At 38.5% G+C, this 14,449-nt stretch carries 13 protein-coding genes; 5 read left to right on the top strand and 8 right to left on the bottom strand.

Going from position 1 to position 14,449, the window contains the following annotated elements:
* The first annotated feature begins 232 nt into the window (after positions 1-232).
* Positions 233-1,207 (top strand): dipeptidase, encoded by a 975-nt coding sequence (locus JET18_RS09840; RefSeq protein WP_202090494.1) that lies wholly within the window; start codon positions 233-235, stop codon positions 1,205-1,207.
* A gap of 194 nt (positions 1,208-1,401) precedes the next feature.
* Here the strand turns inward: JET18_RS09840 and JET18_RS09835 are convergent, their stop codons facing one another.
* Complete coding sequence (locus JET18_RS09835) at positions 1,402-2,946, bottom strand: hypothetical protein (RefSeq protein WP_202090492.1); 1,545 nt, start codon at positions 2,944-2,946, stop codon at positions 1,402-1,404.
* A gap of 146 nt (positions 2,947-3,092) precedes the next feature.
* On the opposite strand from JET18_RS09835, the gene JET18_RS09830 reads away from it, so the two are divergent.
* From JET18_RS09830 to leuB, 4 genes are read left to right on the top strand one after another with little or no spacing between them, the layout of a single operon-like run.
* Positions 3,093-4,256 carry a 2-isopropylmalate synthase gene (locus tag JET18_RS09830; protein WP_202090490.1) on the top strand — a complete coding sequence of 388 codons (1,164 nt, stop codon included), beginning with the start codon at positions 3,093-3,095 and terminating at the stop codon, positions 4,254-4,256.
* 24 nt (positions 4,257-4,280) lie between these two features.
* Positions 4,281-5,669 (top strand): 3-isopropylmalate dehydratase large subunit, encoded by a 1,389-nt coding sequence (gene leuC / locus JET18_RS09825; RefSeq protein WP_202090488.1) that lies wholly within the window; start codon positions 4,281-4,283, stop codon positions 5,667-5,669.
* A 15-nt stretch (positions 5,670-5,684) separates the two neighbouring features.
* Positions 5,685-6,290, top strand: coding sequence for a 3-isopropylmalate dehydratase small subunit (gene leuD / locus JET18_RS09820; protein ID WP_202090486.1), 606 nt, complete (start codon positions 5,685-5,687; stop codon positions 6,288-6,290).
* Positions 6,271-7,395, top strand: a complete 1,125-nt coding sequence (leuB, locus tag JET18_RS09815) for a 3-isopropylmalate dehydrogenase (protein WP_202090485.1) — start codon at positions 6,271-6,273, stop codon at positions 7,393-7,395. Before leuD ends, leuB begins: the two co-directional genes overlap by 20 nt.
* A 516-nt stretch (positions 7,396-7,911) precedes the next feature.
* On the opposite strand, the gene JET18_RS09810 is transcribed toward leuB, so the two are convergent.
* From JET18_RS09810 to JET18_RS09780, 7 genes are all read right to left on the bottom strand, one after another.
* Positions 7,912-8,094, bottom strand: a complete 183-nt coding sequence (locus tag JET18_RS09810; protein ID WP_040995254.1) for a hypothetical protein — start codon at positions 8,092-8,094, stop codon at positions 7,912-7,914.
* 12 nt (positions 8,095-8,106) lie between these two features.
* Positions 8,107-8,712 carry a DUF4230 domain-containing protein gene (locus JET18_RS09805; RefSeq protein ID WP_202090483.1) on the bottom strand — a complete coding sequence of 202 codons (606 nt, stop codon included), beginning with the start codon at positions 8,710-8,712 and terminating at the stop codon, positions 8,107-8,109.
* 2 nt (positions 8,713-8,714) lie between these two features.
* Entirely contained in the window at positions 8,715-9,281 is a 567-nt protein-coding gene (locus JET18_RS09800) for a TlpA family protein disulfide reductase (RefSeq protein WP_202090481.1), read from the bottom strand.
* A gap of 1 nt (position 9,282) precedes the next feature.
* Positions 9,283-9,750, bottom strand: a complete 468-nt coding sequence (locus JET18_RS09795) for a pyrophosphohydrolase domain-containing protein (protein WP_202090479.1) — start codon at positions 9,748-9,750, stop codon at positions 9,283-9,285.
* A 432-nt stretch (positions 9,751-10,182) separates the two neighbouring features.
* On the bottom strand, positions 10,183-10,602 hold the full coding sequence (locus JET18_RS09790) for a hypothetical protein (RefSeq protein ID WP_202090477.1): 420 nt from the start codon (positions 10,600-10,602) through the stop codon (positions 10,183-10,185).
* A 10-nt stretch (positions 10,603-10,612) separates the two neighbouring features.
* Complete coding sequence (locus JET18_RS09785) at positions 10,613-11,332, bottom strand: glycohydrolase toxin TNT-related protein (protein ID WP_202090475.1); 720 nt, start codon at positions 11,330-11,332, stop codon at positions 10,613-10,615.
* Positions 11,333-12,028: 696 nt separating this feature from the next.
* Positions 12,029-14,272: a zinc-dependent metalloprotease gene (locus JET18_RS09780; protein ID WP_202090460.1), complete on the bottom strand. Its 2,244-nt coding sequence runs from the start codon at positions 14,270-14,272 to the stop codon at positions 12,029-12,031.
* Between the last annotated feature and the right edge of the window lie 177 nt (positions 14,273-14,449).

Raw genomic sequence — 14,449 nt, 5'->3', positions numbered from 1 at the left:
ATTTTAAGATGCAAAAATACGCATTTTTTAGTTAATATGCTATATTTAAACTATATTTGAAATAAGAATTGCTGTTGAATCTTGAAAATGAGATTTGTGATTTTAAATAAATTCGTCTTAACTCCTGTTTTTTTTAAGAAAAATATTTTTTTTTACAGTAAAATGCTGTGAGAGCAGGCTGTTTATCTATAATGAACCCAGTAATTTAAAGAAGAAATGATAATAGTACCATATGAAAAATTTTAATATTGATCTGCACTGCGACCTCTTATGCTATTTATTGGATCCGGCTGCAAAAATTGATGACAGAGAATTGGGATGTTCGCTTCCTTTTTTAAAAGAAGGTAATGTAAAGCTGCAGGTGATGGCGATTTATTCTGCAACAGGTGGCAACAGTACGGCAGATGCAGCAAAGCAGAGTGAACTGTTCTCAGATTTATTAAAAAATGAAAATTTCTTTTTATTTGAGGGCGAAAACTATAAAAATCCTGAGAATGAAAACAGAGTAGGCGTTATAGCTTCTATTGAAAATGCATCCGGTTTTTGTGGAGAGGATGAAGCACTTGATTCCGGATTCAAAAAGCTGGAAGCGATCATCGAAAAAACACAGAAGATTTTTTACATAGGAATCACACACCATACTGAAAACCGTTTTGGAGGAGGAAATAATTCTACAGCCGGGCTGAAAGAGGATGGAAAAGTACTGCTTGATTATATTTCAGATAAAAATATACCGATTGACCTTGCCCATACCAGTGATCAGCTTGCGTATGGAATTCTTAATTATGTAGACCAGAAAAACTACAGTATTCCCATTATAGCAAGCCATTCCAATTACAGGAGTATTCATGATAAAAACAGAAACCTTCCTGATGAACTGGCCAAAGAAGTGATCAGAAGAAAAGGTCTCATCGGGGTCAACTTTATCAGAAACTGCGTGGATGATAAAAACCCGGAATTATTATTTGAACATATTCAGTACGGACTGGATCTGGGTGGGATAGATGCCGTGGCTTACGGAGCAGATTTCTTCTTCTGCAAAAACCATCCGGATAAATCCCGCCATCCTATTTTCTTTGATGGCTACGACGACGCTTCGTCTTTCAATGCCATCAACAATAAGATTGAACAGGAGTTTTCCCCTGAAATCATGGAGAAGATAAGCCATAAGAATGTTCTGGACTTTATGGAAAGGATTAAACTATAGAGGATGATGGCTTCGGGTCCCTCAGCCACCATTATGCTGTATTTCAAATGAATATTCCAGCGAATAACTGGCATTCCAATTGGTGGCTGAGGCACCTGAGGCCACCAAGGGACTTATTATAAACTAATTTTATTCTGGATAGAATATAAAAAAAACGGTTGGTGACTGAGGCTCCCGAAGTCACCAACCGTTTTCTAATTCTTCCTCTTATACCTCACTTTCTGCTTGATAATCTCTATAACATCTACATTCCTTATCTTAGATTTTACCCAGCCATGGATGTCAATATAGAACAGTGACCTCCTGTAATATTCATTTTTAGAAAATTCTTCAAGGACTTCATCAAAAGCCTCAAAAGCTTTCTGGTGCTGATCCAATACCACGTTATTAATGTTTTTGAAAAACTCTATGCTTTCAAAATGAAATGCTTCAGGTTTTTTCATTTTTCGGGCAAACTTCCGGGTAGAAGTGATGAATTCATCATAGTCTTCATCATTCCCCGATTCATATTTTGCCATTAAAATAAGAATCCGCGTATGAAACAGAAGATCCTCCTGAACATTGCCTTTGCACTCAACCACTTTCATAGAATATTCGATGGATTTATCAAACATTTTGCTTCCGAAAAACATGGCAGCCATTTTGAGATAAAGGATCATAAAGTGGTGCTCGTCAATTCTTTCCCGAAGTCTTTCCATCTTCATTTCAATTTCAGGAATAAGCTTGGTACCGGTGAAAAATTCACCCTTCACAAAATGAATATTCATTAAAGTATTGTAATGGGTAAGGAAAATTAAAGCCTGAAGGTTTTCATTCTGGGCAAAATTCTGGGAACTCACCATGGTATTGAAATTCTCAAAATGTTCTTCCAGGATATCAATATTTCCATACAAAAACAAAATCTTCAGCAGGTACGTATTTCCTTTGATATACCATACGGGATGGCTGATGATCATTTCAGGGTTTTTATGGAAAAGTTCTACCCATTGATGAGCATATTTCAGCGTATATTTATAATCCTGAAGCAGCTGGTTTTTCCAGACATGTGCTTTAAAATACCACAACTTCTCTGTAAAATTCAGTTTTTCAAGTTTGATCTTTTGAATTTCCCCATTGAACAGTTCCAGAACCTTTTCCCGGTCGTCATCATTATTGACATAGCCATGCGTCAGCATTTCACTGTATAATTTCAGGGAAAGATTGGAAAGCTCCGTTGCATAATGATTCTGTTTGCTGATCTCCGTAGACTGCATGATCAGTTCATCGGCACGTCCTTTAATACTCCTCGTAATAAACTGTGATTCAATGACTTTTTCAAGATCGATGATTTCCGAAGCAATGCTTTTTTCATCCAGTTCCAGGGCAGACTGTTTGGTTTTGTCCAGTATTTTTAATGCCTGCTTGTAAAGTCCTTTCTGATAAAGAATCGTAGCAAAATCAAGCTGTTCCCGAAGCTGTATCCTGTAATTCTGATGGCTGGGATTCATCCGGAGACTTACCAGGATTTGTTTATAAAGATGAGCTTTCAGGTTGGAAAGCTGCTGTTTTGTTGAAATTTTTTTCTCAATAATGATCTGTTCATGATATTCATTCATCTTGTCCAGTTCCGAGAAAAGGAGCAGAAATTTAGCATCCACATTAATCCCGAGACGGTTCACATACAGTCTGAACTGCCGTTTTTCAGAAGTGGTTAATGACTTGATCAGTACAAACAAAAAATCTTTCTGCAATTCTGCCATTGTAAATTTGTAAAATGTAAATTATTGATTATTAAATAAATATGGTAATTTTTCCACTTGTTGAATATTGTAATTTTCAGAAGATATGAAAACGTAAAAATATCGGAAGCAGTAGTTTTGATCAAAATTAAGTAAAAAACTTCATTATGAATTCCGAAAAAATTGAAATTTTTGATACGACGCTGAGGGATGGGGAACAGGTTCCCGGATGTAAACTGAATACAAAACAAAAGCTCATCATTGCAGAAAGGCTTGATAAGCTAGGGATTGACGTAATAGAAGCTGGTTTTCCTATTTCAAGTCCGGGAGATTTTGAGTCTGTTTCGGAAATTTCAAAACTGGTAAAAAATGCCAAAGTCTGCGGACTGACAAGAGCCAATAAAAAGGACATTGATGTGGCTGCGGATGCTTTAAGGTATGCAAAAAGACCGCGTATCCACACCGGAATCGGAACTTCTGATTCTCACATTCAATATAAATTCAATTCAACCCGTGAAGATATCCTGGAACGTGCTGCGGATGCCGTAAAATATGCCAAAAGCTATGTAGAAGACGTAGAATTTTATGCTGAAGATGCAGGAAGAACGGATAATGCCTTTCTGGCAAGGGTTTGTGAAGAGGTGATCAAAGCCGGAGCCACCGTATTGAATATTCCGGACACTACCGGATACTGTCTTCCTGAAGAATATGGGGAGAAAATAAAATACCTGAAAGAAAATGTAAAAGGCATTGAAAAAGCAATTATTTCATGCCACTGCCATAATGATCTGGGCCTGGCTACAGCTAATTCAATTGCCGGAGCCATCAACGGAGCCCGCCAGATCGAATGTACGATCAACGGATTGGGAGAAAGAGCCGGAAATACCGCTTTGGAAGAAGTCGTCATGATCCTGAAGCAGCATAAAGATTTAAATCTGCATACGGATATTAATTCGCGGATGCTTAATGAAATGAGCCTGATGGTCTCTGATCTGATGGGAATGCCGGTACAGCCCAATAAAGCCATTGTTGGCGCCAATGCTTTTGCTCACAGTTCGGGAATCCACCAGGACGGCGTCATTAAAAACAGGGAAACCTATGAAATTATAGATCCTGAAGAAGTGGGAGTGAATGCTTCATCCATTATTCTGACCGCGAGAAGCGGCCGTTCGGCGCTGGCTTACCGTTTCAAGCATATCGGCTATGATATTACTAAAAACGAGCTGGATTTCTTGTACCAGGAGTTTTTAAAAGTGGCAGATCAAAAGAAAGAGGTTAAAAATAATGATCTGTACATGATCATGGAAACCTGCAGCCGTAAAATAGGATAGTGATAAAATCAAGGAAAATTGAATATGGACAACAGTAAAAAGACACTTTTTGATAAAGTCTGGGATGCTCACGTGGTGGACACGGTTCCGGACGGACCTCAAATCATTTATATTGACAAACACCTGATTCACGAAGTAACCAGTCCTCAGGCGTTTGCAGAACTTGAAGCAAGAAATCTTGACATCTTCAGACCAAAGCAGATTGTAGCCACTGCAGATCACAACGTTCCTACACTGAATCAGGAGCAGCCGATCCGTGATGAATTATCCAGAAATCAGGTAGAACAGCTGACTGCAAACTGTAAGAAAAATAATATTGAATTATTCGGGCTGGGACATCCATATCAGGGGATTGTACACATTATCGCTCCTGAACTGGGCGTTACCCAGCCGGGAATGAGTATTGTATGCGGAGACAGCCATACGTCTACTCATGGAGCTTTTGGGGCGATTGCTTTCGGGATCGGAACGAGTCAGGTGGCGCAGGTTTTTGCCAGTCAGTGCCTGCTTCTGAATAAGCCGAAGTCCATGAGAATCACCGTCAGTGGAAAGCTGAATCCCAATGTTCAGCCTAAAGATGTTATTCTCTATATTATTTCTAAAATCGGGACGGATGGCGGAACAGGTTATTTCTGTGAGTATGCCGGAAATGTCTTTGAAGAAATGTCTATGGAAGGAAGAATGACCGTCTGCAATATGAGCATTGAAATGGGTGCCAGAGGCGGAATGATTGCTCCGGATGAAACCACTTTCGACTATGTAAAAGGAAAAACGTACGCTCCGAAAGGGGAAGAATGGACGGATAAACTGGCCTATTGGAAAACGCTTCCAACGGATAAAGGAGCTGTTTTTGACAAAGAATTAACCTTTAATGCAGCCGATATATTTCCAATGATTACATACGGAACCAATCCAGGAATGGGAATTTCTGTGCATGAAGTGATCCCGGTTCCCCAGAATGAATCTGAGGAAAAAGCGCTGAAATATATGGGATTAAAGGCCGGACAGGAAGTTTCAGGAATTGACGTTCATCATGTATTCATCGGAAGCTGTACCAATGCACGGATAGAGGATTTCCGTTCTGCAGCGCAGTATATTAAAGGGAAAACCAAATCAGAAACCGTGAAAGCACTGATTGTTCCGGGTTCACAGCAGGTAGTAAAGCAGATTTATGAAGAAGGTCTTGACAAAATATTCAGTGAGGCTGGATTTCAGATCCGACAGCCGGGATGTTCAGCCTGTTTGGCAATGAATGATGATAAAATTCCTGAAGGAGAATACTGTGTTTCCACCTCCAACCGGAATTTTGAAGGCAGACAGGGACAAGGGGCAAGAACCATTCTCGCCAGTCCGCTTACCGCTGCAAAAGCAGCTATAGAAGGAAGAATTTCAGCTTTTGAAAGCTTAAACTAAAGATCGTACAGAGAAATGCAAAAATTAACACACATAAAATCCCAGGCAGTGCCGCTGCCGGCAGAAAATATAGATACAGACCAGATTATTCCGGCCAGATTCCTGAAAAGTATTGACAGAAAAGGCTTTGGTGAAAATCTGTTCAGAGACTGGAGGTTTAATATCCATTCAGGAGAGCCCAATCCGGAGTTTGTCCTGAATAATTCCAGATACAGCGGAGAGATTCTGGTAGCAGGAAATAATTTCGGATGCGGAAGCAGCAGGGAGCATGCAGCGTGGTCTTTAACCGATTATGGTTTTAAAGTGATCGTATCAAGTTATTTTGCCGATATTTTTAAAGGGAATGCCCTGAATAACGGTCTTCTTCCTGTAAAGGTTTCCGAAGAATTCCTGAAATATATTCTGGAAAATATAACGGAAGATCCTGAACTGGAAATTGATGTGGATGTGGAGCAGCAGACCATCAGTTTCAAAGGAAAAACAGAGACCTTCGAACTCGATTCTTACAAAAAAATATGCCTGATCAACGGCTATGACGATATTGATTTTTTAATCAGCAAAAAACAGGTGATACAACAATTCGAACAAAAAACACAAAAGTATGAGCAACAGTTATTTTAAAATAGCAGTGCTTCCCGGAGACGGGATAGGCCCGGAAGTGGTGAATGAAAGCATTAAAATTTTGGATGCGGTGGCAGAAGTTTTCCAGGTCAAATTCCAGTTTTCCTACGGATTAATGGGTGCAGAAGCCATTTTCAAAACAGGCGATCCTCTTCCTGAAGACACATTGAAGATCTGTAAAGACTCTGATGCTGTTCTCTTCGGAGCCATTGGAGATCCTGTTTTCGATAATAATCCGGATGCGAAAGTAAGACCTGAACAGGGATTGCTGAAACTCCGTAAAGAGCTGGGATTGTATGCCAATATAAGGCCCTTGAAAACCTATGCTTCCCTGATTGATAAAAGTCCTTTAAAAAGGGAAATCATTGAAGGAACGGATATCCAGATTTTCAGAGAGCTTGTAAGCGGAATTTATTTTGGTGAGAAATTTACAGATCCGGATGGTAAATATGCCTATGATGTCTGTAAATACAGTACCGGAGATATTATTCCTATTGCTCATATGGCTTTTAAGGAAGCACAGAAAAGGAAAAAGAAACTTACCCTGATCGATAAGGCGAATGTTCTGGATACGTCAAGACTTTGGAGAAAGATCTGCCAGAAAATTGCCCCGCAATATCCTGATGTACAGCTGGATTATATATTTGTTGATAATGCAGCGATGCAGCTGGTCCTTAATCCGAGACAATTTGATGTGATCTTAACCGAGAATATGTTCGGAGACATTATTTCGGATGAAGCCAGTGTTATTGGTGGCTCTATCGGACTTTTACCGTCAGCGTCGATAGGTGAGGAGAATGCCTTGTTTGAACCTATCCATGGCTCGTATCCGCAGGCTAAAGGAAAAGGAATTGCCAATCCTGTGGCATCTATTTTAAGTACAGCTATGATGCTTGATTATCTTGAACTTCCTGAAGCTGCTGATAAATTAAGGAGAGCCGTAGAACACTCGATTGAGAACAGATACGTTACGGTAGATCTTAATGCGCAGCAGCATTATACTACGGGTGAAGTGGGAAGTTTTATAGCCGATTACATTAAATATTCTGAGAAGTCGTATTACAATTTTGAAAATATCAAGATCGGGAAATCCACGATCGTATAAAACCGGAAGTAGTCCATATAATAATAGATAGGAAGAAAGGTTCTGCTCATTCATTTGAGCGGAACTTTTCGATTTTATTTTAAACTGTTACACCTTAAAGCGAAGCTCGCCTTAATAATCTTAAAAACTTAATGGATCTTAATGGTTCAAGTTCTATCGCCCACAGATTTCTCAGAGGACACAGATTTTAATATTTTTAAACCATTAAGAAAATTGAAGTGTTTAAGGTAGATTAAGTTAAAATCAAAAGATTTTTTAAGATTCTTTTCAGAAAGAAATCTGAGGGAATTATTTTTAAACACTTTAGAACACTTTAGTTTCAAAAGTTTTTAAGACTCTGAATATAGTACGATCACATAAGCAGAAAATCAAAGATTTTCACAAAACTTAAGTGTACTTTTTATGTGCAATGTATTAACCTTAAAAATAACTAAAGTGTTCAAAAAACTTTTGTGCCTTTTGTGGTTTAAAATTTTAAATAAAAAAGGTTCCGCTTTAATAGCAGAACCTTTAGTTTTATTTTTTCGTATTATCCGTTTTCCCTGATTTATTTTTAGAAGACTTCTGAACATCTTCCTTATCAATATCAGGCGGATTGCTTTTCTCTGATGAAGCAGGAATATTTTGAAAATCCTCGTTCTGCTTTTTGGTTTCTGCACTGTTGGCAGATTCCTTCTTTTTGTTATCTTTTGAATCCATAGGCTTGAATTTTTAGAGTCCTAAAACACCGAGTTTACCGGTTTCGTCTTCTATGGTATAGTCCAAAGCCTTTGCCAAAACGAAAATATTATTAAGATTTTCCATTAATTGTTTACGTCCCTCAGTTCTCAACTGATTCTGATTAACCGAATTAACGGCAGTTTCCTTAGCTTTTTGAGTCACGTTTTTAATATCCTTTTCTGAAATCCTGTTGAAAAAAGAATCGTCCAGCGACTGGATCTCAACACTTGGAGTAATCCTTATTTCTGCTTCAGGAAGCTCTGTGATCACGAGTTTTTTGTTGATTGAATCTACTTCCATTTTCATTTTATTCAGATCATAGGAAACCTGGGCATTGGTTTTGGTGTAGGTGATAATGCTGTTATTTGAAACTTCTTTTCCGAACACCTCATAGCCCATTTTGGTTTTCTGCATGCTGGAAATGTTCTGTTCCATCACCACCATCTTATTCATTTTAGAAATCTGGTTGGTCAGAATATAATAATCGGACTTTTCCGTCTTTCCGGTAGGATTCAAACACGATCTGAACCCGAAAAACAGGATCAGCATCAGGAGAATTCCCCCTGCAAATGATATGATTACTTTGTAATTTCTCAAGGTTATTTATTAAAAATTTCTTTGATTACAGAACCGTCATCTTTTTTCAGAATTTCTACCAGATCTCTCTCGATGTATCCGGAAGTAGGCATTTCAATGATCCTTCCGATTTCCTTACCGTATTTTTCTACGATAATGGTAGGAACTTTATGGATATTATAACGCACTTCATCGCCGGTAGGAGATTCCTTTTTACGGTTTACGGCAATGATCGTCAGCTTGTTATCAGGGTATTTTAATTCCTCAAGAATCTTCATCAGTCTCGGAAAATCCCTGTGGCTGTCTTCACACCATGTTCCCATAAAAACAACCAGTGAATAGGTGGTCATCTTGGCTTTTCTCAGCTGATCCACTGCTTTCTGGTCTATAGCATACTCATCATGTTCTTTTACATACCAGTCTGCATACGGCGCTTTTAAAAACTGCTCTTTGAACTGGTTTCCCAAAAGCATTTTGCCGTCATTCTGAGTTTCCACTTCGCGGTTCATTACCACTTTCTGGGCACTGAACTGCTGGGCAGCCAGGGTAAGGCTTGAAATGGCAACAATATGGGTAATAAATTTTTTCATACTATTTTTCGATAATTGTTTTTAAATCTGCAGGGGAGTAGTACTTGTTTTTAAGAACTTTATGGTCTGCTTTTCTGTAGACGTTAAACTTCTCTCCGGATTTCTCATAAAAAGATTCTACTTCCTTTTCTTTATAAAATGCTACGGTTTCCTCTGCCTGTTCTGCCGTATCGCAGGCTTTAGACATATTGGAACGCTGTACTTCGTTGAATAGCTCTACAAATTTATTGCCAAGTCCGAATTCCAGAACAGCTCCGCTTAAAACGTACTGAAGATCGCACAAAGCATCAGCAATTTCTACGATATCATTGTCGGCAATGGCTTGTTTCAGCTCATTCAGTTCTTCCTGTAAAAGTTCAACTCTGAGGTTAGATCTGTCCTGAGAAGGAATTTGTGGAGTACCTAAAATAGGGGCTTTAAAAGTGGTGTGGAATTCTGCTACCTGGTTCAGACTATCAATTTTATCCATGAATTTTATTATTTACAGCAAAGATAGAAAACGATTTTGTAAAATTTGTAACTGTTTCTACAAAAAATCCACAGCTTAAACCGTGGATTTTATAGTGAATTTTGAAAAGCAGAATTGAAATTCTTTACGCTTTTGTTTTTTATGATTAAGGGTGCAATAAGTTGTTAACTAAAGTGTTAAAAATATTTGGTTTCCTTTTCGATTAAAAAAATCATTTCCCGCAGATTTCTCAGATGACGCAGATTTCTTCCTGAAAGTATCTTAAAAAATCTTTGATTTTATCTTAATCTGCCTTAAATGCTTCAATTTTCTTAATGGTTTAAAAGAATAAAATCTGTGTCCTCTGAAAAATCTGTGGGATTAAAAATTAAACCATTAAGATCCATTAAGTTTTTAAGAATATTAAGATGAGTTTCACTTTAAGGAGTTAGATCATTCCAGTTCCTCATATTTCCAGATGCCGGATATGTTAAGCAGCGTTAATCCAGGCTGTTTTTCTCCATAACTGAAAATACAAAGGTATTTTGACTGACAGGTTTTGCATTCGGTACCAAAATATAAAGTAGGTAAATTATTAACCGTTATTTCTCCGAAATGCAGCATTCCGGGAGCCGTTTTGGTAGCCATCCTGTTGTTTAATAATTCACTTTTGGATAAAACTTTGTCTTCATGATATAGCTGAAAGATAGGAAATCCGGTTTCGTAAGGAATTATTTCAATTGCATTTTCGTGGCCGCAATCGACGCAGATAAATGTGGTGGCCGCAGACGGAATCATTTCATCATTGCTGAAATGATTCTTCGCCGGAGAAATCGGGTTGCCTATTTTTATTTTTTTTGATATTGAATGCATCTGAATCTTTTTATTGCTGAATAACGGTCCCTACGATATTATTGTATTTTCCGCTTGGACTTTTCTTAATGGTAATCTTTATATAGCCTTCCTGTGCCAGTTTGTTCCAGGTTTTCTGGTAACCGGTTGTTACATCAATCGGTATTTTCCACATGGTCTGTTTTCCGCCGCCCACTTGATTAAACCACGGAATGACATCGCCTACCTGAGACTTGAAAGGTAGCAAATTATTTAAAACATCTATTTCATAATAAAAATCATATTTGTTTTCAGGCTGGTTTAAGGCTCTCTGCGAGAAAGTGTAAACATATCCGTTAATGATCGGGCTTGTAAAGCTGCCTCCTAAAGTAGGAACTCCGGTTCCGTCGTAGTTTCCGATGGCTCCGCTGTATCGGTCAAATTTCTGTCCGGCCTGGAAAGGAACATCGTCCACAATATTATAGCCTCCATTGGCTGGCGGCCATCCGCCGTTCAGGTTATTGGCTTTAAACTGAGCTTCCAGTTCACTCCATCTTCCCTGCTTGTATAAATCAAACAGCTGGTTTTTGATCCCCTGGCTTAAGGTTCCGGAGGTGTCATAGGTCAAGGCAAATTCATCCGCATTTTTGTAGAATACATGGGTGACGGGTGGGGTCGCGCTGTTGTTGTTCTCATCATCGTCGTCTGAGCTGCAGGAAACCGATAAAAAAGTAACGGTCAATAAAAAAATGTACTTAAATAAGTGTTTCATAATAAAAGTTTTATGGTTATTTTGTTTTTTTGAGGAGTATAATGTGAATTTCTTTCCGGAACAGGATAGTGCTATCTTGTTCTTACTGATAAAAAATTCTGGGATACCTGTTTAGAGCAGACTGATCATCTTCAAAGGACAGATGAAAGAAACAGGCGTATCACCAACTGCAGAAAGTTCATCTTCAGAACTTCCTCAAACAAAGCTGGCTGACGGTACAATCAGGGGTAAATTTAAATCAAAAAAATAAAATAATTGTTAATTTGTTTTAAATAAATAATTATATATGAATTTATAATTTGTATATATGTTTTTTACTAGTAATTTGCATCAATTGAATGATCAAATAGTGAAATATAATAAATCATTAAACTGAAATTGATCCTGTACAGATAAAAAAAAGAGACCGCCAAAAGGCAGTCTCGCACATCACTTGAAAATTCACTCAATAAACTTTTACCTACACTCTTATTGGCATAAACTGGTATCGAACTTATTCTCAAATCTAAAGAATAATTGTTTATTAATCAACGTTGTATGTAATGTTTTAAGGCTTCATTAGTTAAGTTTTTATTTTTAACATTAAATAATAGTCTAATCTTTATTTTCTTGTAAAAAAATACAACTGACAGGAAAATAAATAGTAAAAAAAATACTGCCTCTTTTGAGGCAGTATTATGTAAACAGGTTGAATTTTTAGTTTTTAATAAATCTCTTCGTCGTAGTTTCTCCAATCTGGATCATATAAGCACCTTTGATCAGTTTGCTTACATTCACGCTGCCTCTTTCCAGCTTTCCTGAACTGATGACTTTTCCGGACATATCGAAGATTTTATAGTCTTCAGATGTGGTATTGGAAATATTCAGGACATCTTTTACAGGGTTAGGGTATACTCTAAGGTCTGTAAGTGTAGGTATTTCTTTGGTTTCCTGAACTGCTTTTGCAGCACTTGCATTGACTTTAATATTAGCGTTGTTGACATCAAAGAAAATATGATTGGAACCTTTTACCATGATTCTTCCGGTTGTAGTGGCTGAATTTGGAATGGTTACCGCCTGGGATCCGTCATTAGGTGTTCCTGCAAGCAGGGTAGTCCAGGTAGTTCCGCTGTTTGTTGACCACAGGATATCTACATTGGCTGCATTCACTCCATTGGCTGTTGTTCCTGCTACATTCCAGCTTACCGTCTGGGAACTTCCTCCCGTATAGGTTACCGCTGAATTTTGTGTCGTAATATTGAAAGGTCCCGCAGTTCCGTTCACCGTGATTTTGGTGTCATCCGAACTGTTTCCTGCGCCTCCGGCTCTGTTGTCACGAACGGTAAACCGGAAGTTTAGAGTTCTTGCCACAGATGACAACGCTTCTACATTGATTTCGGTACCTGCTGTGGTGGTAGAACCTGCTAAAACTGAAGTCATTCTCGGGAAATACCTTACCGGAGAAGTGGTGGGAGTCCAGGATCTGAAAGTAGGTCCTGCTGTTTTTGTCGCAGTAGCTGCAGAACTGGCTCCTGTTTGAGAAGAGGTTCCTTTGTCCATCTGCTCCCAGATATACGTAAGAACATCTCCTGCATTGGCATCAGCTCCAACTCCGGTCAGCATAAACGGTGTGCTTTTGGGAATTGTGTAGTCTGCTCCTGCATTGGCTGTAGGAATAGAATTTCCTGTAGCAGTATCTGCCGAACAGGTTTTTGACTTAATATTGTTTGTAATCTGCTCAATACTTAATGCATGGAAAAAAGCATCCGAATTGGGCTGAACATCATAGCTGGTAATTCCTGCATAGCCCATGATTGTAGATCCGGAACCAGGTTCAACAGGCTGCAGTCCGGTTTGTGTAGAATAAGACCACGTGTGGTTTCCTCCAAACTGATGTCCCATTTCGTGAGCAACATAATCGATGTCAAAAGTATCTCCCGAAGGAATCCCATTGGCCGGGGATGTGTAACCGCTGCCTTTGTAATTGTTGGGATATCTCACACCTGCCTGGGTTGTGTAAGAGGTGTCGTTGCTGCATAAACAACCAATACAGCCTGCATTTCCGCCACCGCCGTCTTTCCCAAATACGTGGCCTATATCAAAATTCGCATTCCCGATGGTAGAATTTAAAGTCTGCATCAGTTCATAGCTCCATTTCTGTTTTTGTGAGGATGCTGAATAAGGATCGGTGGAGGCATTGGTATAGATTACATCATCATTATTGGCAATCAAAACCATTCTCGCAGCAAAATCTTTTTCAAAAACACCATTTACACGGGTCATTGTATTATTCATAGCTGCTAAAGCGCCAGCTTTTGTTCCCCCGAAATAAGTGGTGTATTCTCCCGTACTGGAAAGTGCCAGCCTGAAAGTCCTGAGTGTGGCATCATTGGCGTTTTTGGCGGCTTCGGAAGTTCCTTTTTGTGCTACATCAAGCACGGTGCATTCAAACTTGTTAAGACTTTCTTTCCGGTCTGATTTTTTATAAACCACATAGGTGGAAAGATCTTTGGTATAAGGTTCAATAAAAACAGCAGATTTATCCCCATAGATCTCCATGGATGAAAGTCCTAATGCCGAAATACTGAAATAAACCGTAGAGCTGGAGTCATCTATGCCTTGTCCTACATAAGATTTGATGTCCGGATATTTTGCGGCCAGCTCAGGAGCAAAGTTCGAATTCTCGGCTACTTTAAAATTTTCCATCTTTCCTTCGGAATTGGGGAAAGAAATAATGATCTCCGATTTCTCTCCGGCGGCCAGCCTTTTTGGTGCGGCAGAAAGTGTGTTCTTCAATCCATCGATGTCGAGTCTGAAGATTCTGGGATCATTAATGCTTGTTTTGTCTTCCAGTACGTCAGAAGAATTTTTTAATGAAGCCTGAGACCATACGCGGTCTGTTTGGGCGAAAGTGATGCCTGTCATCATTAGCATCCCGATCATACATAATTGTTGTTTCATATAAATATATTATAATTGGTAAATCTAAAATTAGTGAATAATATTCTATGAAAAATGCTCATATACAACATTTTATGAAGTCGTTCATTAATTTGTTTCTTTTAACGTTGAATAATAATTCAAATTTTATATTACCGAAAAAAATACATCTGATTTGCTTAAAATGGTTAAAAAAAT

Source organism: Chryseobacterium endalhagicum (assembly GCF_016745235.1).
In the GTDB taxonomy this organism is placed as follows: domain Bacteria; phylum Bacteroidota; class Bacteroidia; order Flavobacteriales; family Weeksellaceae; genus Chryseobacterium; species Chryseobacterium endalhagicum.
Note: the sequence above shows the minus strand (reverse complement) of the source record. Positions and strands in the feature narration are given on the sequence as shown.